At 49.4% G+C, this 24,236-nt stretch carries 14 protein-coding genes; 12 read left to right on the top strand and 2 right to left on the bottom strand.

Annotation, left to right across the window (positions count from 1 at the left end):
- Positions 1 to 8 precede the first annotated feature (8 nt).
- The 3 genes from ABTV53_RS26345 to ABTV53_RS26335 all read left to right on the top strand — a co-directional run bounded on the left by ABTV53_RS26345 (position 9) and on the right by ABTV53_RS26335 (position 5,374).
- Positions 9 to 1,223 carry a clostripain-related cysteine peptidase gene (locus ABTV53_RS26345; RefSeq protein WP_433748101.1) on the top strand — a complete coding sequence of 405 codons (1,215 nt, stop codon included), beginning with the start codon at positions 9 to 11 and terminating at the stop codon, positions 1,221 to 1,223.
- A gap of 660 nt (positions 1,224 to 1,883) precedes the next feature.
- Positions 1,884 to 3,335 (top strand): SulP family inorganic anion transporter, encoded by a 1,452-nt coding sequence (locus ABTV53_RS26340; RefSeq protein WP_433748098.1) that lies wholly within the window; start codon positions 1,884 to 1,886, stop codon positions 3,333 to 3,335.
- A 449-nt stretch (positions 3,336 to 3,784) separates the two neighbouring features.
- Positions 3,785 to 5,374: a DEAD/DEAH box helicase gene (locus ABTV53_RS26335; RefSeq protein WP_433748095.1), complete on the top strand. Its 1,590-nt coding sequence runs from the start codon at positions 3,785 to 3,787 to the stop codon at positions 5,372 to 5,374.
- A 109-nt stretch (positions 5,375 to 5,483) separates the two neighbouring features.
- Here the strand turns inward: ABTV53_RS26335 and ABTV53_RS26330 are convergent, their stop codons facing one another.
- Positions 5,484 to 5,690: a hypothetical protein gene (locus ABTV53_RS26330; RefSeq protein WP_433748092.1), complete on the bottom strand. Its 207-nt coding sequence runs from the start codon at positions 5,688 to 5,690 to the stop codon at positions 5,484 to 5,486.
- Positions 5,691 to 5,867: 177 nt separating this feature from the next.
- Complete coding sequence (locus tag ABTV53_RS26325) at positions 5,868 to 6,800, bottom strand: hypothetical protein (RefSeq protein WP_433748090.1); 933 nt, start codon at positions 6,798 to 6,800, stop codon at positions 5,868 to 5,870.
- Positions 6,801 to 7,208: 408 nt separating this feature from the next.
- Between ABTV53_RS26325 and ABTV53_RS26320 the strand changes: the two genes are divergently transcribed.
- The 9 genes from ABTV53_RS26320 to ABTV53_RS26280 all read left to right on the top strand — a co-directional run bounded on the left by ABTV53_RS26320 (position 7,209) and on the right by ABTV53_RS26280 (position 23,914).
- Positions 7,209 to 9,002: a vWA domain-containing protein gene (locus ABTV53_RS26320; RefSeq protein WP_433748087.1), complete on the top strand. Its 1,794-nt coding sequence runs from the start codon at positions 7,209 to 7,211 to the stop codon at positions 9,000 to 9,002.
- Between the two features lie 278 nt (positions 9,003 to 9,280).
- Positions 9,281 to 12,670 carry a tubulin-like doman-containing protein gene (locus ABTV53_RS26315; RefSeq protein ID WP_433748085.1) on the top strand — a complete coding sequence of 1,130 codons (3,390 nt, stop codon included), beginning with the start codon at positions 9,281 to 9,283 and terminating at the stop codon, positions 12,668 to 12,670.
- A gap of 14 nt (positions 12,671 to 12,684) precedes the next feature.
- Entirely contained in the window at positions 12,685 to 15,120 is a 2,436-nt protein-coding gene (locus ABTV53_RS26310) for a transcription initiation factor TFIID (RefSeq protein ID WP_433748082.1), read from the top strand.
- 85 nt (positions 15,121 to 15,205) lie between these two features.
- Positions 15,206 to 16,489, top strand: coding sequence for a vWA domain-containing protein (locus ABTV53_RS26305; protein WP_433748080.1), 1,284 nt, complete (start codon positions 15,206 to 15,208; stop codon positions 16,487 to 16,489).
- 19 nt (positions 16,490 to 16,508) lie between these two features.
- Positions 16,509 to 17,156, top strand: coding sequence for a beta-mannanase (locus tag ABTV53_RS26300; protein WP_433748077.1), 648 nt, complete (start codon positions 16,509 to 16,511; stop codon positions 17,154 to 17,156).
- Between the two features lie 242 nt (positions 17,157 to 17,398).
- Positions 17,399 to 18,658: a TRAFAC clade GTPase domain-containing protein gene (locus ABTV53_RS26295; RefSeq protein WP_433748075.1), complete on the top strand. Its 1,260-nt coding sequence runs from the start codon at positions 17,399 to 17,401 to the stop codon at positions 18,656 to 18,658.
- Positions 18,655 to 21,822, top strand: a complete 3,168-nt coding sequence (locus ABTV53_RS26290; protein ID WP_433748073.1) for a hypothetical protein — start codon at positions 18,655 to 18,657, stop codon at positions 21,820 to 21,822. The genes ABTV53_RS26295 and ABTV53_RS26290 overlap by 4 nt, the downstream gene beginning before the upstream one ends.
- Before the next feature lie 487 nt (positions 21,823 to 22,309).
- Positions 22,310 to 23,194 carry an ABC transporter ATP-binding protein gene (locus tag ABTV53_RS26285; RefSeq protein WP_433748071.1) on the top strand — a complete coding sequence of 295 codons (885 nt, stop codon included), beginning with the start codon at positions 22,310 to 22,312 and terminating at the stop codon, positions 23,192 to 23,194.
- A 240-nt stretch (positions 23,195 to 23,434) separates the two neighbouring features.
- Positions 23,435 to 23,914, top strand: a complete 480-nt coding sequence (locus tag ABTV53_RS26280) for a glutathione peroxidase (protein ID WP_062836886.1) — start codon at positions 23,435 to 23,437, stop codon at positions 23,912 to 23,914.
- The last annotated feature ends 322 nt before the right edge of the window (positions 23,915 to 24,236 follow it).

Raw genomic sequence — 24,236 nt, 5'->3', positions numbered from 1 at the left:
GGATGGCAATGAAAAGAACAATACAGCTGTTTGTGTTCATTCTGCTTGTCTCGTTTCTTCCTATATCTGAACTAAAAGCATCCGATCGGCAGGCTGATTACACCTTTCTCATCTATATGATTGGTTCAGATATGGAAAGTGATTTTCATATGGCAAGCGATGACTTGAAGGAAATGATGAGTGTCGGCTCTTCCAGCAATGTAAATGTTGTTGTTCAGACAGGAGGGGCCCGAAGCTGGGACCATTCGTCCATTGATTCCGGTCTGAATCAACGATGGCGTGTGGAAAAGGGGAGGTTGGCCCTTCTGGATAACGTAGGCTCGCAAAATATGGATACATCCGATTCCCTTACAGATTTCATTCGCTGGGGAACCCGTGAATATCCAGCTCGGAAACATGTGCTTATGTTCTGGGGGCACGGTCTTGGGCCGATCGATGGATATGGCGGCGACGAGCACTATGGCAATAAAAAAATGAGCTTGACCGAGCTTCAAAAAGGAATTGGACACGCCTATAACGAAACGGGAATTAAATTTGAACTCATTGGCTTCGATAATTGCAAAATGGCAAGTGTGGAGGTGGCCTATGCACTTAGGAACTATGGGGAATATATGCTTGCCTCTGTCGATTACACGAATCAGAATGGGTGGGATTATACAAAAATGCTGGAGGCAGTTCAAGAAAAGCCCGGGATTTCCACCCTTGAGTTGGGCAGAACTATTGCTCAAGGATATCTGGAACAGTCGAAGGAAAACGGCGAAGAGGAGGACCTTCAGCAATCGATCATTCGACTGGATCGGATGGAAGAGGTTATGAGGGCAGTCGAGTCATTCAGCAAAAGATTGTTAAAGCCCCAAGCTATGACAAAGGCAATAAGTCATTTGAGAAAAGCACGGGATCAATCCGAGGATTATGCGGACGAAGCCGATTTGGTGGATCTTGCTGATTTGTTTACCTTGATCGGCAAAAGAATGAAAGCAGAGACAGAGGCGGACCGCGTCAAAAAAACAATTCAAAAAGCGGTTGTTTATAACATGAAGTCTCCTGAACACCCCAAGGGAGAAGGAATGAGCATTTATTTTCCGAGCAAGGATGTCTATCGCTTTACCGAAAAGGCCAATATGTACCGAAAACTGGAATTCAGCTCGAGCTATAAGGCTTTCATTACTGAATATTCGACATTGTTGTCACGTCGGCCCCAAAATACTCCAAACCAAAAGTGAACGTTGTTATATGAAACTGAAGTTAAGGAAGCAACGAAGCAGGAATGACGATGCAAGCAATGGAGCCTGTGTGAAACCAGCAGCACATAATCAGTGATGAAGAGAGAGAGCTTCTTCTACCTTTCTTGTTGGCATGGTTGGTGACTCTTCCATGTTACCAAACAAGCGAGGTTTTTTGTTTATGAAATCTACAAGGGTGAATAACTAACATCCTCGCTGATATATCCTGCAATGGGAACTGCCTGGTATTATTTTGTTTAAAATAGAGTATTTTTGAGTAAATTAACGAAAAAATTAGAATTAAAGAGGTATGCTATTATTCTTTCAGCTTAATGGTGTTAGTACATATTACATCCTATAGTTATAATAATAGGCCAGTACATTAACGGACCCAGTTTTTCTGAGAGGGGAAAACTATAGGTGTCATGCTCTGTTCATGGCGCCCTGAAGGCAAGAAAAAGAAAACGGATTTGGACGGAAGCAAGCGAGACACATAGAAACGGATGGGGCATTGGAAACCACGATTAGATGAATTTTGCGAACAGCATTCTGCTATTTGTGCTGTCTGTTGTAATGTAATGGGTGAATGATGAACCGTATCGTTACCCATCAGGTGATAAGACAAATTGAGATGACACGTAGGAGGAACGGCAAGAACATATGAATACTTTAAAACAACAATGGTTTGGCAACATTCGCGGAGACGTGCTGGCAGGCATTACAGTAGCGCTGGCGTTAATTCCGGAAGCCATTGCGTTCTCCATCATTGCAGGTGTCGATCCGATGGTGGGATTGTACGCTTCGATTACGATTGCGATTGTGATCTCAATTGCTGGTGGAAGACCAGGCATGATCTCGGCGGCAACAGGTGCCATGGCGGTACTGATGGTTGGACTCGTCAAGGATTATGGTGTGGAATATCTTTTTGCGGCTACGATATTGACGGGAGTTATTCAGTTTATTTTGGGGATATTCAAGGTTGGGAAATTTATTACGTTTGTGCCTCATTCGGTACTGACCGGATTCGTGAACGCACTGGCTATACTCATCTTTATGGCGCAGTTGACTCATTTCACAGGAGCGAACTGGATCATGTATGCGATGGTGGCGGGTACGCTGGCGATCATTTATATTTTGCCACGTTTTTTCAAAGCTGCCCCATCTCCATTGATTGCAATCATTGTGATGACGATTATTACGGTGGTATTTCATCTGGACGTGAAAACAGTCGGTCAAATGGGCAATCTGACTAGTACCCTGCCGATGTTCCACTTGCCTAATATCGCGTGGACTTGGGACACGCTGATGATCTTACTGCCCTATTCATTTACTCTGGCACTGGTTGGTTTACTGGAATCACTGCTAACCGCAACCATTGTTGATGAGATGACCGAGACCAAGAGTAGCAAGAATCGCGAGGTACGTGGTCAGGGGATTGCAAACTTTATTAACGGGTTGTTCGGTGGTATGGCGGGTTGCGCGATGATCGGGCAGTCAGTCATTAATGTGAAGTCTGGCGGACGTGGAAGATTATCGACGTTTACTGCGGGTGCGTTTCTAGCCATCCTGTTGTTGCTGCTTAGCGGAGTGGTGAAACAGGTTCCGATGGGTGCGCTCGTTGGTGTAATGTTTATGGTGTGTATCGGAACATTCGACTGGAGTTCCATCAAAAATATTGCCCGTGTGCCACGTGCGGAAGCCTTTGTCATGATCGTGACGGTGGCGATTGTGGTCTATACCCACGATCTGTCGATCGGGGTCATGGTCGGCGTTGTGCTCAGTGTGCTGCATTTTGGCTGGAAACAGACCAAGATCCGCGTACAGGCGAGCCAGGAACAAGGGCAGAAAGTATACCGGGTCCACGGACCATTCTTCTTCGGTTCATCTTCCCACTTCGTGGATAAGTTTGATGCAGAGGCTGATCCGAAGGAGATCACTATTGATTTCGGCGGTTCGCATATCTGGGACAATACAGCGGTTGTGGCTATTGGCAAAGTGAAGTTCAAATACGCGAAGCTGGGTAAAACCGTGCACCTGCGCGGGTTGAACGAGGAGAGCTCTCGAATTCTTGAACGGAGTGGATTTGCCACAGCTGGAGGGCACGGTTCGTAACTTGGTTGGAACGAAGTAAACAACGAATAGATAACATAAAAAGATACTTTTTAATCAGCGGTGCACTTTTTCCGGAAATCGGGGTGAGGGCGTCGCTGTTTTTTTATTAGAGCCTGAGGCATGCTAGGTCATATCCACATCATCAGCAACCTGAAGGCAGATCTAGAGTCTCTTACTAAACCGACTTAAAGTCACTTGGTCGATACAAGTTACGCTGATCTTGGAATTTTGTGCTACAAGTTAGGGTGTAACGCTGTATCCCCTTTTGTTTTGCTTGACTAACGTGTAAACTACAGGGTATGGAGAAGAAGAGCAACGAGTGGATTGCTTTTTAAAAAATTCATTTCATAATCATGATTGATATAAGGAAAGCTAGTCTTGATTGCAGATACTGATACTGAGTCATTATGAAATGGACTTATCTAAATGAATATACAGAGGTGTAACGATTGGCAAACTTTGAACAACTGGGCATTCGCCCGGAATGGTGCGAGATCCTGAAACATCAGGGCATCGCGGTGCCGACTCCGGTACAGGAGCGTTCGATTCCGGTACTGCTGGGTGGACGCGATATTATCGCTGAGGCACAGACAGGAACAGGGAAAACGCTGGCATTTTTACTGCCGATTATTCAGAAAATTAACGTATCCGACCGTTCGCCGCAAGCGCTGATTATCGCGCCTACGCGTGAGCTTGCGCTACAAATTACGGAAGAAGCGAAGAAACTCACTGCTAACGACGATAAACTGCATGTACTTGCCGTATACGGCGGGCAGGATGTGGACAAGCAACTGCGTAAATTGCAGAACGGTACCCAGATCGTTATTGGTACACCGGGGCGTCTTCTGGATCACCTGCGCCGTGGCACGTTGAAGCTTGATAATGTGAAAAAACTGGTGCTGGATGAAGCCGACCAAATGTTGCACATGGGCTTCCTGGACGATGTGGAGACGATTCTTAGTGAGCTGCCACACAAACGCCAAACGATGCTGTTCTCAGCAACGATGCCGAAGGGTATTCGTAATCTGGCGAAGACCTATATGAAAGATCCGGAAGATGTGAAGGTATCTTCCCAATCTGTTATTCCAATCAAGCAGATTCGTCAGCAAGTGCTCGAATGTACGGATCGCGGTAAATTAGAAGCACTTCGCGGCATGATTGATACGTATCGCCCATACTTGGCGATCATTTTCTGCCGGACCAAGCGTCGTGCATCCAAGCTGAACCAAGATCTGCGTGAAGCAGGTTATGCAAGTGATGAACTTCATGGAGATCTATCCCAATCCAAGCGTGAGAACGTAATGAAAGCGTTCCGCGATGCCAAACTGCAAGTGCTCGTTGCTACAGATGTAGCTGCACGTGGACTTGATGTTGAAGGCGTAACGCATGTATTTAACTACGATATGCCGCATGATGCGGAAAGTTATATTCATCGGATTGGTCGTACGGGACGTGCAGGGGGTACAGGTCTTGCTGTAACGTTTGCAACAGAGCACGACAGACCGGAACTTGCACGTATTGAACAAGGTATCGACCAGAAGCTGTCCCGTATCCAGTGGACGAGCGAAGGTCCAATTGCTTCAACTGGAGCAGCTAGACGTTCCATCAACAGTCAAGGGGATGACGAACGTTCAGGCGGACGCTCTTCCGGAACAGGCAGTGCCCGTCGCGGTGCAGGCCGTAACGACCGCAGAGATGGCGGACGTGGGGGTCGTGGTTCCCGCGGTGGCGAAGGTGGACGCAGCGGTGGTCGTAGCGGCGGCCGCAGTGGAGACGAGCGCAGCGCAAGCCGTGGTTCTGCGCGCAGCAGCGACAGCAGTCGCGGTGCAGCAGGTCAAGGTGGCCGCAGCAGTAGCCGCGGTGCGAGCCAAGGCGGACGCAATGCAGGTCGCAGTGGCGATGAGCGCAGCAACGGCTGGGCTGGCCGTAGTGCCGACAAGCGCACCTCCGGGCGCAGCAGTGAAGGTTCTCGCCGTCCGGAATCCGCAGGACGCGGACCGGCGAAGGGCGACCGTCGCGAATCTCGTCGCGGACGGTAAAGCTTTTGACGCAAGCGGCGATATAGCCGTACTTGCGCAGGCATCACGCCATGCCACAGCGTTTGGCATGGCACATATGAGAGGGTTCGGGTACGGATGTACCGAACCCTCAGATCAAGGGTCGCGACGGAACCACGTCGCGGCCCTTTTTCAACAGGACGGATGATTGTTTCCGCTTATTCTTTTTGTCATCTGCGAGTGCCTGTTTGCGCGCCTGCTTGATTCCATGAAAGATGCCATTTAGGTATTCCCCATCTAGTTTTTCTTTTTGTCCGTGTACTGCGCATAGCACTTGGCAGGCTTCCATAAAATTCAAAACACCTCATCCTAGACCTAAGGATGGGGTGTTTTTGGCTGAATTCTTATATCATTAGAAGCATAACCTTCGATCTGTGGTGCTGACGTGCATGCAGGGGTGGATGAAATTGCACTCGTCTATATACAGGGAATGAGTTTGCACTTTACTACGTTTTTCGTTCTCAATGTATCATCCCTACAGCTGAACATCTGCGTACTGATCCCGATATTTCTCGTTATACACCCGGCCTACCGACTCCGCCAGCCCCCCGCGTGCCTTGCTTGGATAGCGTTCAATCGTATGATAGAGCCGCATGAATCGATCCTTGGGCATAAAGCGGGCGTAGCGGGTAATAAGACTAGGGAATAACTCAATATATTTACTCTTGCGCACGGCAGCAGCAGCTACGGCTGTAAGAATCTGAATTCCGTTGTGGAGCTGTAAAATGTTCACTTCATAGGTCGCGATATAACGAATTGCGTCTTCCCGGATCAATTCCGGCTTAAGTCGTGCAATCTCACCGATATATTCAGCCAGCAGCCGCTCGAAACTGTGTAACAGCAAGGGCTTGAGCTGCAGATCCATATCACTGCGCAGGACAAAGGATTGTAATAGCGCAACCTGTTGCAGTCGAATCCGGTCATTGTAGACGAGTGAGCCGATCTCGCGGAGCATCTCATAGGCGAGTGCTTCATCCTGCTTGCGGGCTTCGGCGACCAGAGCCCAGTTGCGGTTAATGCCCTGGCGGATGAGTTCCTCATCTTGCTCCAACATGCGCTTCAACTCGCGCTGCTGTTCTACCTCGAATGAACGTTTCTGCATGAAGATCAGTAAGGCCAGAAGCAGCAAGGAAACGCTGGCTGCCGCCATGGTCTGATCTATGGTTTCACCAAAATAGGTGGCCGCTGCACCGAACAAGATCGTAATGAACAGGTCGCGTGCAATTCGGCGTTTCACTCGGGAAGTTGCCTTCGCCTGAACGGAGTTCAGTGTACCCCGGCCACAGGCCGTGCACTCCTCTTCCCACAGGCAGGTATACTGTCCACAACGGGTGCAGACTTGCAACTTTTCATAGGCATGGGTCGTTCGTTGAAATGGTCGTATGGATACAACTAGTTTAGTACTCATGCTCAATCACGCTCACCATTCAGAATAGTGTAGAGGGTACGATCCGTGTCTTCGCGGGAGACCGGTTTCCGCCGATGAAGCTGAAGTGAAATTACCTTTATAATGACAAAAAGAAACAATATGGCGAGGCATCCGTATGTAACCATAATCCGTTCCCTTCTATGGCTTGGTGAACAAGCGCTGTTATATTGCAGTTTGCTGGCAATAACTATATCATATTTCCATAGTTGGTACTTTTGTGCCAGTGACAGGCGTGAAATCGTCGATTTTTGTCAGTCATTACAAAACTGTAACTCAAGATAGGGGTGCTTTTCAGAAATTATTAGTAGACTGTTAAGATTTCCTTAAGGCTTGACGCCTATAATAAACTATTCCCATTTTAATCTCAAACGTGAAGGAGTACACCCAATGCTGCGGACACGCAAAATACGCTGGCTCAGCGGGACGATGGTTCTGCTGGCTATTCTAACGCTACTGCTACCTCAAGCGTTGCTGCCACAAGCTGCAGCGGCTCAGGCACAGACGAGCGGAATCGATGCGGTACTTGTAGCCGATGTAAGTAACTCGATGAATACAAGTGACCGTGACAAGATCAGTAATGAAGCCATGAAAATGTTTATTGATATGTTGCCCGTCCAGGGGGACAAGGTAGGAATTGTTGCTTATACCGATCAGGTGGAGCGGGAAAAAGCAATGCTTACGATTCAGTCCGATGCGGACAAGAGCAGCCTGAAGGATTTTATTGATCAGCTCGGCCGGGGGCCATATACCGATGTTTCTGTAGGTGTTACCGAAGCCGTAAATATACTGAATCATGGTGCAGACCCATCCCACTCGCCGATGATCGTGCTGCTGGCGGATGGCAACAATGACTTTAACAAAACCAAAGGTCGTACACAGGCACAATCCGACGCTGATCTGGCGAAAGCCGTGAAGGAAGCACAGGATCAGGGCATCCCGGTGTATACAATTGGACTAAACGCCGATGGCAAGTTGAACAAGGATGCACTCGCCGATCTGGCCCAGCAGACCGGAGGTAAATCATTCATTACCGATACGCCGGATGATCTGCCACAGATTCTGAGTGAGATTTTCGCCGATCATGCCAAACTGAATGTGGTGAAGCTGCCCTCTGTAACGGGAAACGGCAGTTATCAGGAAGTTACCGTGAACGTGCCGAATGACAGTGTATTGGAAGCAAACATTTCGATCATGTCCTCGAAGCCGGTGGAAGTGCAATTGATGGACCCTTCCGGACAAGCCGTGGACCTGAACTCGGATGCAGCCAAGCTCTCGACATCGAAGAGTTATTCGCTCGTGAAGCTGTTGAAACCCCAAGAGGGAGACTGGAAACTTCGGGTAAAAGGGGCTCCGAAAGACAGCATCGATATCAACCTGTTATTCAACTATGATCTTCAACTCGTTGTGGACCCAATTAAGACCAAGTCCTATACCAAAGGGGACAAGGTTGATCTTGCAGCCAAACTGGAGAATGGCGGTCAGCCACTTCAGGATAATGATCTGTATACAGATATGAAGGCCACGCTGGTTGTGAAAGATGTAGATACAGGTAAAAGCGAGGAACAACCGCTGGAAAACACAGGTTCTGGTTTTGCCGGAACATTTGAAGTACCGGACAATCATAACTATGAATTGATCATCCGTGCGGAAGAAGACAGTTTCTACCGTGAAAGTGCGCCAATCACGATCAACGCAAGCGGAGCAGCGGGAAGTGGAACTCAACCAACAACGTCAGGCGGTGAACAGGACAAGCCGTTTCCTTGGTTACCTGTCATCCTGGGTGTTATAGCTCTGATTGTGATCGGTGTTGGTGCCTGGTTCCTGATGGGCTGGTTGAAACGCAAAAATCGGGGATTTGTAGGTCAGATGATTGTTGAGATTCGTGATGAGAACACGGGCGACAAGTCATATCCACAATATAAAAAGCTGGTATCCTTCCGCGGCAGATTCCATCTGCATCAGTTATTGCAACTGGACCCGGAGCTGAAGGAAACTGAAAAATATGTATTTACCCCCAGCAATGGGGATCGAATTATCATTCGTAACACCGCAGGCGGTACGTTGGAGAAATCCGGTCGTGCAGTTGATGCAAGCTCAGGCGTTGAACTGAAGAACGGTGACCGACTGAGCATCCCGCTGCAACAGGCGGACAAAACGATTCTAATCGAGTACTTGGTGTGAAGGTTTATTTGGTTTAAAAGGAATGCAATTTTAGGTTGGGTATAATTGTTTACACGAGAACGGAGAGGACAGAGAAAACCTGAAGAAGCGAAGCGTTCGCCTAAAAGCTTTCTGAAAGAAAGCTACATCGGAAGCATACGCTATCCTCAGATTTTTCCCTTTAGAAAAGGGAACCAAAAAAATCTGAGGATAACAGCGATCGGAAGGTTGTTCTGTCATCGGAGTGGCAAGTGTAATGAGCCTATAGCCCAACTGGTTTAAATAAAGGAGGACAACGAATGAAACCGATTGTTAGAGAACATATTCAGCAACTGGATGTATCACTTGGCGGAGGGATTGTCAGTGAGAAGATCCGGGTCGATACGATTGATAACCCCATTCTGATTATCGGTCTGGGAGGAACAGGTATTGATGCACTGCTACGCCTTAAATATCAGATCAACCGTCGTTTCAAGCTGCCACAGGATCCGGTATCCAAGAAAAAAATGGACAAGCCGGACAATGTGGAGTTTCTGGCTTTTGAGACGAACGAACAGGATCGCGCCAAAAAGTATAAAGGAATCGGACTCGATCCGATCAATGAATTCGTATTGCTGTCCAACGCCGAGATTGGCGGACTGCTTCAGAACCGCAGCGTTTTGGAGCCGTACATTACGGACTGGCTGTCTCCGGAACTGAGCATCACGGACGGCATGAATGGCGCAGCAGGTGTGCGTCAGGCTGGACGTTTGCTGCTGTTCACGAAGATTAATCAGGTTGTACAGGCCATCGACAAAAAGATCAAAACCTTGTCCGTAGGCACCAACAAAAAACTGATGGTGTTCCTGCTGACAGGTCTGTCCGGTGGTACAGGCAGCGGCTGTTTCCTCGATATTTCCTATATCGTGCGCGGCATTATCGAACGGGATCACGGCTCTGCCGGGATTGACCGCGTGAATACGCTGGGATATCTGTTCACGCCAGACGTGAACCTGTCCAACAAAAGCTTGAGCGAACACACGCGCGAATACATTCGCAAGAACGGATATGCGGCGCTCAAAGAGCTGGATTACTGGATGAACGTGGATAGCCGTGGTGAGCGGTTTACACAGAAATACGGCAATATTTTAACCGTCAACTCACCTCTGCCGCCATTTAACCTGTGTCATCTGATCTCTGCGACGAATACCGAAGGCAAATTGCTGGAGAACGCCTACGATTACTGCATGAACGTCACAGCTGAGAACATTACCAACTTCATGGCAAGTGAGGAGAAGCAGTCAGGTGAAGAGTTCGCGATCCATGACTATATCAGCAACATTCGGACCAACATTGCACAGATGAACAAGGTGTACCCGGCCAACTATGATTACAACATCATCGGTGCCTCTTCGGCTGTACTGCCAATCGAAGAGATGACCACGTATCTGGCGTATCGCATGTTCGACAAAATGAACACCATGTTCTCCAAAGCACCGAACCAGGAGGATACCGAGAAGTTTGCCCGCAAGCTGGGCATTGATCTCGAAAGTGTGGTCAAGTCCTTTGAAGCGCGCGTGCCAGAGCCGCTGCCTGGTTATCAGAACAGCGAGCGCTTATCCTATGGCAACGTGGTGAAATCACAGGTTGTAAATATGGACACCGAACTGGAACAGAACTTCCTGGCGCGTGCCCGTGAAGAATATATCAAGGCGAAGAAACAGCTGCCGGGCGAGATTGCCGGTCAGTTCACCGAACAGATCCGGCGTATGTTTTTGCACCCCGAACAAGGTCCGTTCTATGTCTCCCGTCTGATTTATACGGAAAAAGGTTTCTGTGTACTGAAGATGATTCAGTCGTACATCGAAACCCTGCGAGAGAATGCCTTCCGCATTCCGCGTGATATTGAAGCGGCTCAGGAGCAGTCCGAAGAGAAACTGGGCGATGCGAAGAGTGCTTTTGTCTCCAAAGAGAAGAAAAAGAATGCTTATATTGAAGCAAAAATTCATGAGTACTGGCTGCACGCCGACGTGGAACGCAACGATCAGATGATCGAGTTCTATGAAGATCTGTATGAATTGCTGAACCAGGAGAACAGCCGCATTTATAACGTATTTACCGAAACGCTGAACGCCCTTAGCTCGATATTCGCGAAGAACGGTGATCTGCTGACACGCGGCGAAGAGCAAGCCGATCACAAAGGCAACAAAACATATTACTGGAACGTCGTAAGTGTACCGGATATCGTCAGTGTGGTGGACGGGCTGTTGGATAAGCGCGATACAGATGATCTAATCCGCGACTTCTCCCGTGAATTGCTGGAAAACTCCAGCCAATGGGTGAAAGAAAACGAGATTGATATCGTCAGCTCCATTTCGGACTTCCTGAGTGAGAAATTCGGTGATCTGATTACCCGTTCCATGGAAGATTTCCTGGTGATCAAATACGGTCAGGATGAGTCGGTTGAGAAATTCGTGGAACGTTTCATTGCCGGCAAGCTGGATGATGAGGCCGTTCCGGTGTTCAATCTGAGCAACAGTACAGGCAGTCTGCATTTCCCTTCATGGGGATTTGTATCGGTACCTGCACAGGCGCCGGGCATTCTGAAAGGGATTCGCAATTATCAGAACAATGCGGTAGGTAAATCTCATTTTACCGTTAAGGAAAGTGAAGTGCGTAACCGGATCTTCTGGCTGAATACTCGCAACGGGGTACCACTCTTTGTGTATACACCGCTCAAGGTATATGAGGAAAGTTATGAACGTACCATTTTGGACAAAGAAGGCATTGGTCGTCACTTGGTGCAAACGGAGAAAAACAACTGGACCTATCTGCCATCCCCGATTCCGGAGAAATCATGGGGAGATGTTTACGAGAATGCCCGCGTGAAACAGTACAACGCCCGTGTACGTAGCGAATTCGAGCAGGCGCTCGGATACAACATCGTGACAGCCAAATCCATTGATGAGAATACAAGTAACCGGTATGCGATTGTGACGACAGAAGCGTTTGACCTGTCTGCCAAACTGGGAGCCTACGATATGCGTCTGACGTCCACCACGCCGAACCTTGGCGAAGTGAAGCGGGCCGTGATGGAGCTGAAACGTCTGCAATCCGAAGGGTTGCCGCGTGTAGGGGTTAAGGATATTTTCGGCAGTATTAATGAAGATATGGCCAAAGAAAACCTGGTACGCTCCCCGCAGCTGATCGCACGTGTACGTGAGGAACTGGCGAAGATGAATGCCATCTCGGCCAAAGTTGTCGAACTCGAAGGCATTCTTGCTCAGTACCAGGACGAAGAGCAGTGGTATGACCGCTTCATCGAAGCGTTATATACCGACACTATCGTCAAAAAAGGTGCGCTCTACGTCTATGACCGTGATCCGGAAGAGGACGCTTGGGAGCCGTTCGCGAATCTGATGAAGAGCCGTAACTTTGCCGAGTATGAAGTGTTTGGCAACTTCCGCGGCCTGGCAGAAAAAGACCGCAGTACACTGCTGCGCAAAGCCTCCCGTCGGGATAATGATCTTACAGCTTCTGAGGATATCACCCCACTGCTGACAAAGCTGGATGATCTGGCTGCGCTGTTCATGGAATCACGTGATCGTCTGGAATATGAGCGTGTAGAACTGGCTAACGGAGAAGACATCTATCAGTTCTACAGAACGATGTCGTCCAAGCTGAACGACATTCGCAGAAGGCTGAAGTAAGGGTGGCGGCCGGGATGGAGTTCAATTCGAACAATACCCTGAAGCGTGATCTGGAGAAGTATGCAACACGGTATGCAATAGAGCAGGAGCGTCAAGGCAGCCTGGGTGATGGGCGCAGCAGTATCCATTACCCGGCGCTGTTCCTGTTTGTGGGTGATCTGGTGGCACCTGCCGTGTCTGCCGTGCAGGAGATCAATCGGCTGAAATGGGATAACGGGGACGGTGTGGTCTACATTCAGATTGGTACAGAAGATCAGGAAACGGGTCCGGGTGAAACGAAGAATGGTGGCTCGGCTGATGATGGTCAGGTGACTCGTCACCGCTTGCCTTTGTCCGCTGGGCAGACGGAGCGACCGTCCAAAACACGGCGTAAGGATGTACATCGCAGTTTCCACGAATCGGATCAGGCTCTCTTTGACCTGAATCGTACGCTTCGGCGGGTCAGTAACCGAATTGCCGAATATGGACGGCTGTACTCGTCATTTGATCGGATTTACGTTACGGTGGTAACCAGAGCCGATGATCCATTGAATGTGTTGTTGCCAGAGCTCACCAAGCTGACGGAGATCATTTTGTCCCAAGCCTTCAAGTCGGTGCAAACGGATCTGCATGTATTGGTCAGCGAGATGGAACAGGTGGATTCTTTCGGGTATGCCAGCGCAGCAGGCCTTGCTTTCCTACGGGAGCTGGATTATATGCAGTCGCTGGACTACACGTTCAGCGGTAATCTGTTGGTGACGGAGGATGGGATCTCCATTCCCGTTACACATCACGCGTCACCGTTGTTTGATCTGGTATATCTGTTGTCCGACAAAAATGAGCGTGGAACCGGCGTTCCCGGTGGCTGGATCGAAAATGCCGAGATCATTTGCCGGATCTGCCTGTTGAAGAACAGGAAGCAGGATGGGAATCGCTTGGGTACCGTTTCAAGCACGGGAGCGAACACGTACAACAATACATCCTTTAAAAACAATATTCGTACCACCTCTAATCAGCATGGTTATGCAAGTGCGGGTTTTGCCGAGATCAGGCGGCCAAACAAGCCGATTGCACTGGCGGTGTTATATCACATGTATCGGTATCTGCTCGCACGCATGCGGCAGGAGCCGGATTGGAGCATTAAGGACAAGCTTGCTTTCTTCGGATTGGACGCGGCCTCGGTGGAACGCAAAGTCGAAGGCCTGCTGCCCGATGAAGATCTGGTTAGTGGCATGAGCGGCATCATGACGCATAACCTCAGTTTCTCTGATCTGAAGCCGCTCTCACTTCGTGAAGCGGAGAGAGCGTTGTTTGGACAAGGAGCCGAAGCGTACTTCCGCGATAACGTCGTTCGTCTTGTGGAGGAACGTGTGCGCGAGCGCAGCTCTGGCGGTTCCCTGCGCCGTCAGGCCGAACAGTCCCGAGGGCAGCATCCAGAGGTTGGGTACTTCCAGTGGGCAGCCTGGAGTGGGAGTGAGTCTGGCAGTGTACGTGAAGCACTGCTTGGACTGATTCGGGATAAATCGATGCAGCTTGAATCGGCACGTGCCCTGCTGGAGCAACGTCAGCAAGAGCGAGTGGAAGATCAGTCGTTCAAACGAGCGTTGTTCCGTGATAAGCAGAATGTACGCAATCTGATTGACTGCATGCTGGAGCGAGTGTATGTACCGAAGGTAGAATTGCTGCGACTGGAAAATGAATTACATCTGCTGCGCATCTACGATACGGAGATGGAAGAGCTCCACCGTTATAGTCGGCACGTCACAGCAGCACTTGAAGCACTGGAACGCACACTGCGAGAGACGGCTGCCCAAAGTATCGCCGCTGCGGATGAATACATCGGTCAGAACGTGATGGAGTACTACGGCAAAGTGACGGAAGAGCTAATCATCGACCTGGAAGCCAAGCGCGGACGGGATGTATGGTTTGAGGACCGTTACATGGGAGATATGAACCGGCTTGCCACAGAAGGCGATGACCGTCTGCTGAAACGGCTGATGGAGGTATGTCACTCGTTGCTGCTTACAGCCGAGCCGTTGCGGTTACCATTTGAAGAAGAGCTGTTGCAGCGGGCCAACGTTACGATTGCTTACGGAGATAAAGACGTATTAACCCGGGATGATCTGTTCCGCAGGTTGTACCACACGCTGGAGGATCAGGCGGTTGTTCGGGTACGGGTATTCGATTATACGCAGGAACATCGGTATGAAGAGAAGTATTTCTTTGGTGACCATCATAGTGCTTTTATGGACTACGCGGCACATGCCGAAGAGACGTCACGCATCTACAAGCTGGGTGTGGTGTACGAAGAACGCAGCAGTGGTGTGGAGAAGCTGAATCTGATGGGAGGTTTCCATCTGGAGGATCTCATGGTGTATCGGAACGGCAAGGTATATTATGACTCGTACACGGAGAATGGTTATGAACTTCACCCCGCAGGTCTGGTGGAAAAGTTGTCACCCATTCGTTAAGACGCCGGCGGTGTCATGACACCCTGCTACAATTTTGTATTAACTCAGCCTGCTTACGGCTGGTTTGGAAAGGATGCATGCACACATGCAGCGAAAAATTAATCTTCTCCTGGTCCTGTTCAGCCTGATTGGCGGAGCGGTGGGCTTTGCGGCAGGAGAAATCATGCTGCGTCAATGGCTTGGGGAGATGCCACGTCTGTTGCTGATGGGATTGTACTTTGGCGTACTGGCGTTGAGCGTTGGATTGTTCTGTTTGATCGCAGAGATGATCTCACCCAAGCTGAATGGTGCTTCATGGAAGCTCCGGTATCTGGGACTGTCGTGGAAATTGCTTGTTCCAGCAACACTCGCTCTGTTGTTTGTTGTTGGACTCGGCCTGCAATTGCTGTATCAGATCAATCCGGGCGGTGTGAAGCAAGTAAAAGATATTATACTGATGATCGACAACTCGGGCAGCATGAGCGAGACAGATCCGGATAACGGACGCTTTGAAGCAGCCAAGACACTGATCAGTCAAATGGAGAGTGACAAACAGGTAGCTGTCATTACGTTTGATGACCAGCCGCAGTTATTGCAACCGTTTATTGCGCTCGATAGTGAAGCGGCCAAGAATGAGGTTTATGGCAAAATCGATGGTATTGTCACGACTTCGGGCGGCACCAATTTTGATGCCGTGCTGCGGGAAGGCATGGAACAGATTCAGGGCAAACAGGACCCGAAACGTGGTACGGTCGTCATCTTGTTATCCGATGGCTTCAGTGAAGCGGATACGGCCGATATTTTGTCCCAATATGCGAGTGAACAGATATCGATCAATACGGTTGGCTTGAGCCTGGTGGACCCATCAGGTACGGATCTGCTGCGTAATATTGCCCAACAAACGGGTGGGATGTACTATGATGTACCGGATTCCGGTGGTCTGAATCTGGCATTCCAGCAGATCTACGATACGATTGATGAACGGACGCTGGTGACGGAGCGTACAGGCATGATGGAGCATAGCGTTTATCTGGCGATTTTCCGTGTCTTTGCCGTGTTGCTGATTGGCGTAGCACTGGGGGTATCCCTTGGACTCGTATTCGATAATCGTCATCTCGCGCTCAGCTTTGGTATTGGCGGTGCGGTATCGGGTCTACTGGCAGGGTTACTGCTGGAATGGGGCCTCGACGGTTCGAACGTGGGGGATACCTTCGTACGACTTGGTGCGATGCTCATCTTATCTGGCGTATTGACCCTCTTCTCCTGGATTGTTCCGATCAAGGAGAACACGCCGCGGAAGAGCAGGGGTCGCCGTGAAGCTGGCGGCGGAACTTCTTCAGCCGAAGGATTCGGTCAGAGAGCAAGAGATTCACGCAGCAAAGGATTCTAACGTCGGGAGGTCAATGGAAATGCGGTTTACGGATGCAGACCCTTCGACACCCTTGATTCGAAAACTGACACTTGCGGTGGACGAAGGGCGTTGTACACTTCGCTGGCTCTGGCCCGAACGGGTTGAAGCTGTATATGTGGAACGGCTGGAGCTGGATATGATGAACGATGATCGTACCGGGGAAGAGCCTGCACAGGGCAAGCTGAAGCTGTACACGAGAGAGGAATATAAGGCGAGCAATGGTTACACGGATCGGATCACGGGTTTTGGTGCCATCAAGTACACGGTGTATGTGTGTCAGATGCAGGAAGACGGGCCCGTGCTGATCCGTCAGCGAGACGAGGACAACGTGGTGATTGCAAGCGCAGGAAAGGCGGATATCCGCTTTTCCATTCGCTACAAGAGCGGTTTTTTTCAGAAACGAAAAAGTGTATTGATCACCGTCACAGCGGAAGTACCTGTTCCAAAGGAAGCCCTCTGTTATGTTCGCAAGCAGGGCGGGGTCCCGCTGAATAAGGAAGATGGTACGGTGTATCCTTTTGTGAGTGATTTTGCTCCCGGAAGAAATGAGATGCCGCCCGTTGAAGTCGCCAAGGATGATCATGTGCGATTATTCTTCACGGACGGACCGAAATATGGAGCCGCCTATAGATTAATATCAGACTAGATCGTTAGGCTAATTTGTTACACAGAAACGGAGAGGACAGAAATAACCTGAAAAAGCGAAGCGTTCGCCTAAAAGCTTTCTGAAAGAAAGCTGCATCAGAAGCATACGCTTATCACCAGATTTTCCCTTTTAGAAAAGGGGATCAAAAAAATCTGGGGATAACAGCGATTTGAAGGTTAATCTGTCATCGTAGTGCGAGTGTAAATCACCTTAGTCTGACTGATCAGGGGAGGGGAGTGGCTATGAGCTTTTTTAGTCGGTTTTTGAAGAGACAACAGCCGGAGGAACGCCCGCTGTTTTACGATATTGTATGCCCTTATTGTTTCAGCAAGTTTTCACCGGAAGAGGTGGTGTTCCGCGCCGCCCATCACCGCGATGATGATGAGGACTACGCACTCGGGGAAGATGCGAAGTTGAATCGATATCGCGAAAGATTCGGACTCGATACGGTATTTGATATGGAGGCCGTATTGGCTCCGCATGATGTACCGGAGGAACATCGGATTTATTCCGATAACATCGTGATGGGTCTTAACGATCGTTATGGTGTCGTTACACGTCGCCGGTTGTGTCCAGAGTGTCATAACGAGCTGCCTGTTACGGCGGGTAAAGCACCGAGCAATATCATTTCCATTATCGGTGCATCCCAGGTGGGGAAATCCGTCTACATGACTTCATTAATTCATACATTGCAGCATTATACGGCCGATCATTTTGACGCGGCCTGCATGCCACTGAATGCGGAGATCAGCCGCCGGTTCCGTGCGGATTATGAAGAACCGTTGTTCGAACGGGGCGATCTGCTGGATTCCACCCAAAAGGAGAAGCTGCAGGAGCCGTTTATCTTCCAATTTGTGTTCAAGGACGAAGATAAAGCACCGCTGACGCTGGTGTTCTTTGACGTTGCAGGTGAAGGTATGGTGGAGCAGGATTATCTCGGACTTCACGGGCAGCACATCAAGAACTCTGCAGGTATCCTGTTCATGGTGGACCCACTTCAGATTCGTTCGATTCGGGACAAAATTCGTATTAACCTCGGCAACGAGCCGGGAGAGTGGACACCACGATATGATGAGCCGCGCGATGTGGTGCTGACGATGTTTGGAGATTTTATTGCGTATCAGGACAAAGCCAAGACGAATATTCCAACAGCCGTGGTGCTCACGAAAAGCGACATGCTGCATTCCCTCAAGGATGAAGAGGGGGATTATATCAAATCCAACAGCAATGTGTTCCGCAACATGGTGCACCGCGATTGGTTCGACCTAACCGAGTTCGAGAATATTGACGGGGAAATCCGCCGTTTTATCGAGAAGGTGGACCGTCCGTTCAAAGGTACGATGGATGTGTACTTCAAGGATACAGCTTATTTCGCAGTATCTGCGCTGGGCAGCAATCCGGTGGATATGAAATTGCAGGGTGTGGTTAGCCCGATTCGTGTGGATGAACCCTTCCTGTGGCTGCTGTACAAGCTGAAGTACATTGAGGGGAGAGTGGGATGATGCGTTCTTCCGTAACCCCGCCCATTGAACAACAGTTGTATACCCGAGAGCGGCGCGGGGTGTTTCGCACAACAGAGGGGTTCGATACGGTTGCGGCATCGCCGGGACTGGACCCTTCTTTTATCAAAAAAGTGCTTCACCCCTACTGTGTCTATGACGCTCCAGCGGAGCTGACGGGCCGTAGCGAGAAGGACGAGACGAAGTTTCCGGCGTCCATTCACCTGCTTCATCTGGAGAGTGGAGAGACGATTCTTGGGCAAAATGTGTACCAAGCTGCGGATTTCACCGGGCTGCGCAGTGCCTTTTTCGCACATAATTACGTCTTGTCTCCCGAACGCTCGGAAGAGCAGATGAAGCAAGGCGGCTGGCTGGATGCCGTATTCGCCACGTCCTATGACATCGAACAAGGTACAGTATTGCCTACGCTTGCTGAATTGCCTATATCACCTGGAAGCGGACAGGGCGCGGCAAGAGGTGAGGGTGAGGGATGGACTCAAACTGGCGCCAGTCTGGGTGCAGATCCATCACCAACCCAAGTGCTGAGCGCCTTGAAGATGAACGAAGTGCTGTTCAAGCGCCTGCTCTATGCGGTAATGCAGTCAGTAGCGACACGCAGAAAAGTATACATTGCGCTGGACCTTCCCGCAGAGGAAGTGACCGCAGGAGCCAAAGGGTTGTTACGTTTGCTCTACATAGCGTTACCATACGCATTCCGGCGGCAACTGGGATTCATGACATTTGCCAAGGAGCCACAGGCCAAGAAGGGCATTCACGTTCAGTTTGTAGAGCGCGGGACGTTGCGTCCGAAAGACCGGAATACGGAGAAGGATTTCACCTTTGATCTGGTATCCGGCAGAGTGACACATGCGGATGCATCTGTGGCGAAGTTACCTTATGCGGAATTCGCCTGGGCCTTACTGCAGGAACCTGGTGCAGCGGATGCGTTTTATACATTTGCGGATGAAATGTTGTCCGGCATGGAGCCTGGACGGGAGCTTTCCATTGAAGCCTATGGCGAACTCTCGGTGTTTTATGCTCTTGAACAAGGCATGGAAGACCTGTATCTGGATAACAAAAGCCATGTCCTTAGTGGTTTGCTAAGCTATCTGAAGCCGGAAGGTGGAGCACAGCAGCGTTCGCGTCTAAACGAGCTGTTCCTGACCTTGCTCAGCCGGGAGCTGGACAGCGTGAAGCGTGAGAATGTACCCGAAGAAGCTGTCGCGGCTCGTATTGCAGAATACTTCCGTGTTGCCGCGTCCGTGGTGCAATCCCGGATTGTGGACTATTTCATCTACGGTGTGAATAATGCCCGCGCCCAGAAGCGTATGCGTGCTGTGCAGGAATTGTATGCTGTGCTGGATCAGGATCCGGAGCTGAATCGGGCTTTCTTTGATAAAGTGCTGGCCAATGAATCGCTTAGCAAGCTGTTGTTCGAGCCTTATCTGGACAATCAGCTGAAACGCACGGAATCGGCAGCGAACGTTGTGGAAGTGATCCGAAGATGGGTTACGTCCCATCCATCTGCGATCCACTACAGCTTCTTGCAGGAGCGGACAGCCAATGAGCTGCATGAACGGTTGTGTTCTGCGCCTAATCCGGTACAGTCTGCGAATGAAGCACTCCAACGGGTTAGTGTGCTCGATAGGGTATCTGTGGAAGGTACTTATGATACAGGCATTACGGCACGAATTGGTCAGACTGAATCTTCAGCCCGCCCTAATCGGAAAGGGGAGTCTCCGTCTGCCAGTCAAGATCTGGCATATCAGGGGGAGTTAACCCGCCTTGCAGACAAGCTCGCTTATGTCATTAACCTGTTTATGATTCAGGATCTGGATCTGGAACGGGTTAACCGTGAACAACTGTTAAGCATTGATATTTTGCAGCATGACAATGAGGTTCGGGATTGGGCGGCACGTCAGGGCTCTGATGTATCGACTCGAACGAACATGATGTTGGCTGCGAGAGCTTGGCTTAGTGGCGAGGGGAACGAAGAAGAGGCATTGGAGGCGCTCTCCCTGGCAGAACGCAATGAACTTCAACGCTGGACGCGCCGCTGGCTTGCCGAAGAATTACAGACTAAACCGGGGATTGCGGCCTATGAAGCTTTGCCGATGGCTTTTTATCGGGGAGGAAGCGGTAGTAACCGGTTGGATTATTCTGGCCTGATTGAATTCATCCGTACCAATGCAAGTCGTGCTGAAGGTCTGTATCCATTCTTCGAATGGTCAGGAGATCAACGAATGTTTGTCCGGGGGGCCAATGCGCATAAAGGATACGCAGATGCCATCGTGGCGTATTTCAAGGCCCATGACCGTGAAGCATTCAAGTCGAAGTCGGCGTTCAAACCGTATTACGTGAGAGCCAGCAAGACAATGAAGCCGGTCTATGACCGTGCGAAGACGGAATTGTCCTCTCCACTGGTACGGATGCTAACGGGTAAAAGGAAGAATCTGTTTGGATTACTCCTTTTGATCCTGGTTCTGGGTATTGCTGGCGGTACATATGCATGGATGAAAAATTCTGTAGAGCCGCCAGTGGCATCTCCTCCATCTACTCAGGAGCCTCTCATACCGACAGAACCCGAGGTACAGATCGCGGAGCAGATTGCTTATTTGATTCCTGCGAGCGAACAGGAGGGTGCCCAATCACCTGCAAAGCTGGTGATCCGTTTCCGGAACGATACGGGAAGCACTGAGTATAAGCAAGGCAAACTTCAATTGACAATGAAAGATGGCAGTACTCAGGAGCTGGATACTACAGGCAAGTGGGAGAGTTTTAATCGGAATGAAGAGCCGGATACCCAAGATCCTCCCGATAGCAGTTCAGGAAGTACGGACGGGGCAGCAGCGGGAGACGTGGAGAACACAGAGCAAACGGAGGGTGGCAGTCAGCAGGTGGATCCTTCAACATCGGATGATTCCACTTCAGATCCTGCTACCGATACAACAATGGATACAGGCTCGACTTCGCCTGACACATCCGTATCCAATGAAGAGGATGCAACCACTTCTGCCCAGATGTCTATTGAAGAGGTAGATCGTCTCTATCCGTATGGATTGCAGATCGATCTTCCAGCAGATCTTGATACCGAGAGTATTGCCGGTGTGCAGAGTACTCAGGGCGGGATGACTGTAATCCAATTGATGCCTCAGCCGAAACTGTAAGTTATTTTATATAAGCATATTGCATAGATTCATTGAGTACCTTTTCATCAATTATTGAATATGCTGACTTCATATCTTATTAAACGAGCGTATGTGAGATGACCTTGGACTTTAGATTTCAAGGTCATCTTTTTTTGATCCACAACCCGGATGCAGCAATCACAGGACAAAAAAATAAGCATTCACAATTCTGACACAAAATTAGCGATTCAATAGTTCGAGAGAAGAGCAGAAGTGATGAAATGCGCGTGCTGAATGAGAAAAGCTCTCATATGTATTTGTAAATAAGCACTCCAATGTGCTTAAAAAGGTCCGAATAAGGCTTGGAACAAGCAGAAGAGTTGCATTTTCTTGTTGACAAATGATAATGATTATCAGTATCTTTAGTGTATAAGATATTTGCGTCGGAAATACACAGAATTACAATTTCGTTTTCGTTGTCATAGCCGGATTACATAACCGGGATAAATGAGAGAGGGATGATCGCATGTTTCGTCTGGAGACGACCAAGCTGGATATCGCTTATGAGGAAAGACTAATTGTAGAGGATCTGAATATTCAGATTCCCCAAGGGAAAATTACAGCACTTGTTGGAGCCAATGGATCAGGGAAGTCAACCATCCTGAAAACGATGGCACGCATTATGGCACCAAAAGCAGGTAATGTATTACTCGACGGGAAGTCCATCCATAAACAGTCCACGCGTGAAGTTGCCAAGCAGCTTGCGATTTTGCCACAGAATCCAACAGCTCCAGAAGGACTTACCGTTACTGAACTGGTATCGTATGGTCGTTTTCCTTATCAAAAAGGATTTGGCTCCATGCGTGCAGAAGACAAGCGCATGATTGAATGGGCTATTGAAGTGACTGGCATGACAGAATTCCACGATCGTCCGATTGATCAACTGTCCGGTGGACAGCGTCAACGTGCCTGGATTGCCATGGCACTTGCTCAGGAGACGGATATCCTGTTCCTGGACGAGCCGACTACGTTCCTGGATATGGCTCACCAGCTCGAAGTATTGCAATTACTGGAGCAACTGAATGCCACAGCCAACCGTACCATTGTTATGGTTGTGCATGACTTGAATCATGCTTCCCGTTATGCACATCACATGATTGGTATCAAAAAAGGTAAAGCCATTGCTCATGGTTCACCTGTGGAAGTCATGAACTCGGATGTGCTTCGTGAAGTATTCAACATTGAAGCAGATATCGTGATTGATCCTCGTTCCGGTGTACCGCTCTGCTTGCCATACGCTCTTGCAGGCGAACGTCAGCAATCGAAGGCGCCAGAGCAGATGGTCATGAACAGTGCTATGGTTCATGCTGGAGTACGGACTGAACCACGTGTTCAAGCGACAGGAAGTTAACGAAATGGGCCATACGTGGTCCTCACATTATAGAATGAAGCCGCTGTGTGCTATTGCACGCGGCTCTTTTTGCATTCATGGCGATTTTGCAACTCATGGGAGCAAAGGGGACGGGTAGACCCGAGATTTGGTAATCTCATCGGATCAGGTCTATAATAATAGGACAGGCTGTGGGTTCATTGATTATGCCAACGTGCTCGCAACAGCCCAAACCAACATATGTCATGGGAGGAATCAGTCATGTCCGTATATTCATATCAGGCGGTAACCACCGCTAACCAAGAAGTCTCACTGGATCTGTATCAAGGTAAGGTATTGGTCATTGCCAATACAGCGAGCAAGTGTGGGCTGACCCCGCAATACGGTGAATTGCAAAAGCTCTATGATCGTTATCGCGATCAAGGCTTGGTTGTACTGGGTTTCCCTTGTAACCAGTTTGGAGGGCAGGAGCCAGGCACAAGTGAGGAAGCGGAATCATTTTGCCAGATTAACTATGGCGTGAATTTCCCGGTGTTTGCCAAGGTAGATGTGAATGGTGAGGAAACTCATCCCCTGTTCCAATACCTGAAGGAGCAACAACCTGGTGTAGGTGAAACAAGTGACATCCAATGGAACTTCACCAAGTTCCTTGTTAACCGTGAAGGTGAAGTGGTAGGTCGTGTTGAACCGAAAGAATCACCAGAGACAATGATTGCAGATATCGAGAAATTGCTCGGTTAAACCATAAACGTTTGAGAAGCCTGTCCTTGCATGTGCAAGGATAGGCTTCTTTGCGTAGAAAGGCACATCTTCATCGACATTATAGAAACGGTACCCACTTCCTGCATCCGGTTCAAAATATACGGGTCCTTGCCGGTTATACTTGGTTCCATTCTCTCACACCGTATCGGACCAACGCAGAGCCCCTCTGGCGGCTTGTTCAATTCGCGGAAGCCATTGGATAGCATAAACCGACTCAAATCCGGGGACAATGAAATCAATAAAATGAAGGGAAGAAAGGCTTAAATACAGCGAAAAGACCTCTTTCGACAAACTTTTTTTG

It is taken from the genome of Paenibacillus amylolyticus, from assembly GCF_050990605.1.
Classification (GTDB): domain Bacteria; phylum Bacillota; class Bacilli; order Paenibacillales; family Paenibacillaceae; genus Paenibacillus; species Paenibacillus amylolyticus_H.
Note: the sequence above shows the minus strand (reverse complement) of the source record. Positions and strands in the feature narration are given on the sequence as shown.

Excerpts from the sequence above, each read along its gene's own strand:
- ABTV53_RS26345 (WP_433748101.1), top strand. The coding sequence starts at position 9 with ATGAAAAGAACAATACAGCTGTTTGTGTTCATTCTGCTTGTCTCGTTT.
- ABTV53_RS26340 (WP_433748098.1), top strand. The coding sequence starts at position 1,884 with ATGAATACTTTAAAACAACAATGGTTTGGCAACATTCGCGGAGACGTG.
- ABTV53_RS26325 (WP_433748090.1), bottom strand. The coding sequence starts at position 6,800 with ATGAGTACTAAACTAGTTGTATCCATACGACCATTTCAACGAACGACC.
- ABTV53_RS26320 (WP_433748087.1), top strand. The coding sequence starts at position 7,209 with ATGCTGCGGACACGCAAAATACGCTGGCTCAGCGGGACGATGGTTCTG.
- ABTV53_RS26315 (WP_433748085.1), top strand. The coding sequence starts at position 9,281 with ATGAAACCGATTGTTAGAGAACATATTCAGCAACTGGATGTATCACTT.
- ABTV53_RS26310 (WP_433748082.1), top strand. The coding sequence starts at position 12,685 with ATGGAGTTCAATTCGAACAATACCCTGAAGCGTGATCTGGAGAAGTAT.
- ABTV53_RS26305 (WP_433748080.1), top strand. The coding sequence starts at position 15,206 with ATGCAGCGAAAAATTAATCTTCTCCTGGTCCTGTTCAGCCTGATTGGC.
- ABTV53_RS26300 (WP_433748077.1), top strand. The coding sequence starts at position 16,509 with ATGCGGTTTACGGATGCAGACCCTTCGACACCCTTGATTCGAAAACTG.
- ABTV53_RS26295 (WP_433748075.1), top strand. The coding sequence starts at position 17,399 with ATGAGCTTTTTTAGTCGGTTTTTGAAGAGACAACAGCCGGAGGAACGC.
- ABTV53_RS26290 (WP_433748073.1), top strand. The coding sequence starts at position 18,655 with ATGATGCGTTCTTCCGTAACCCCGCCCATTGAACAACAGTTGTATACC.
- ABTV53_RS26285 (WP_433748071.1), top strand. The coding sequence starts at position 22,310 with ATGTTTCGTCTGGAGACGACCAAGCTGGATATCGCTTATGAGGAAAGA.
- ABTV53_RS26280 (WP_062836886.1), top strand. The coding sequence starts at position 23,435 with ATGTCCGTATATTCATATCAGGCGGTAACCACCGCTAACCAAGAAGTC.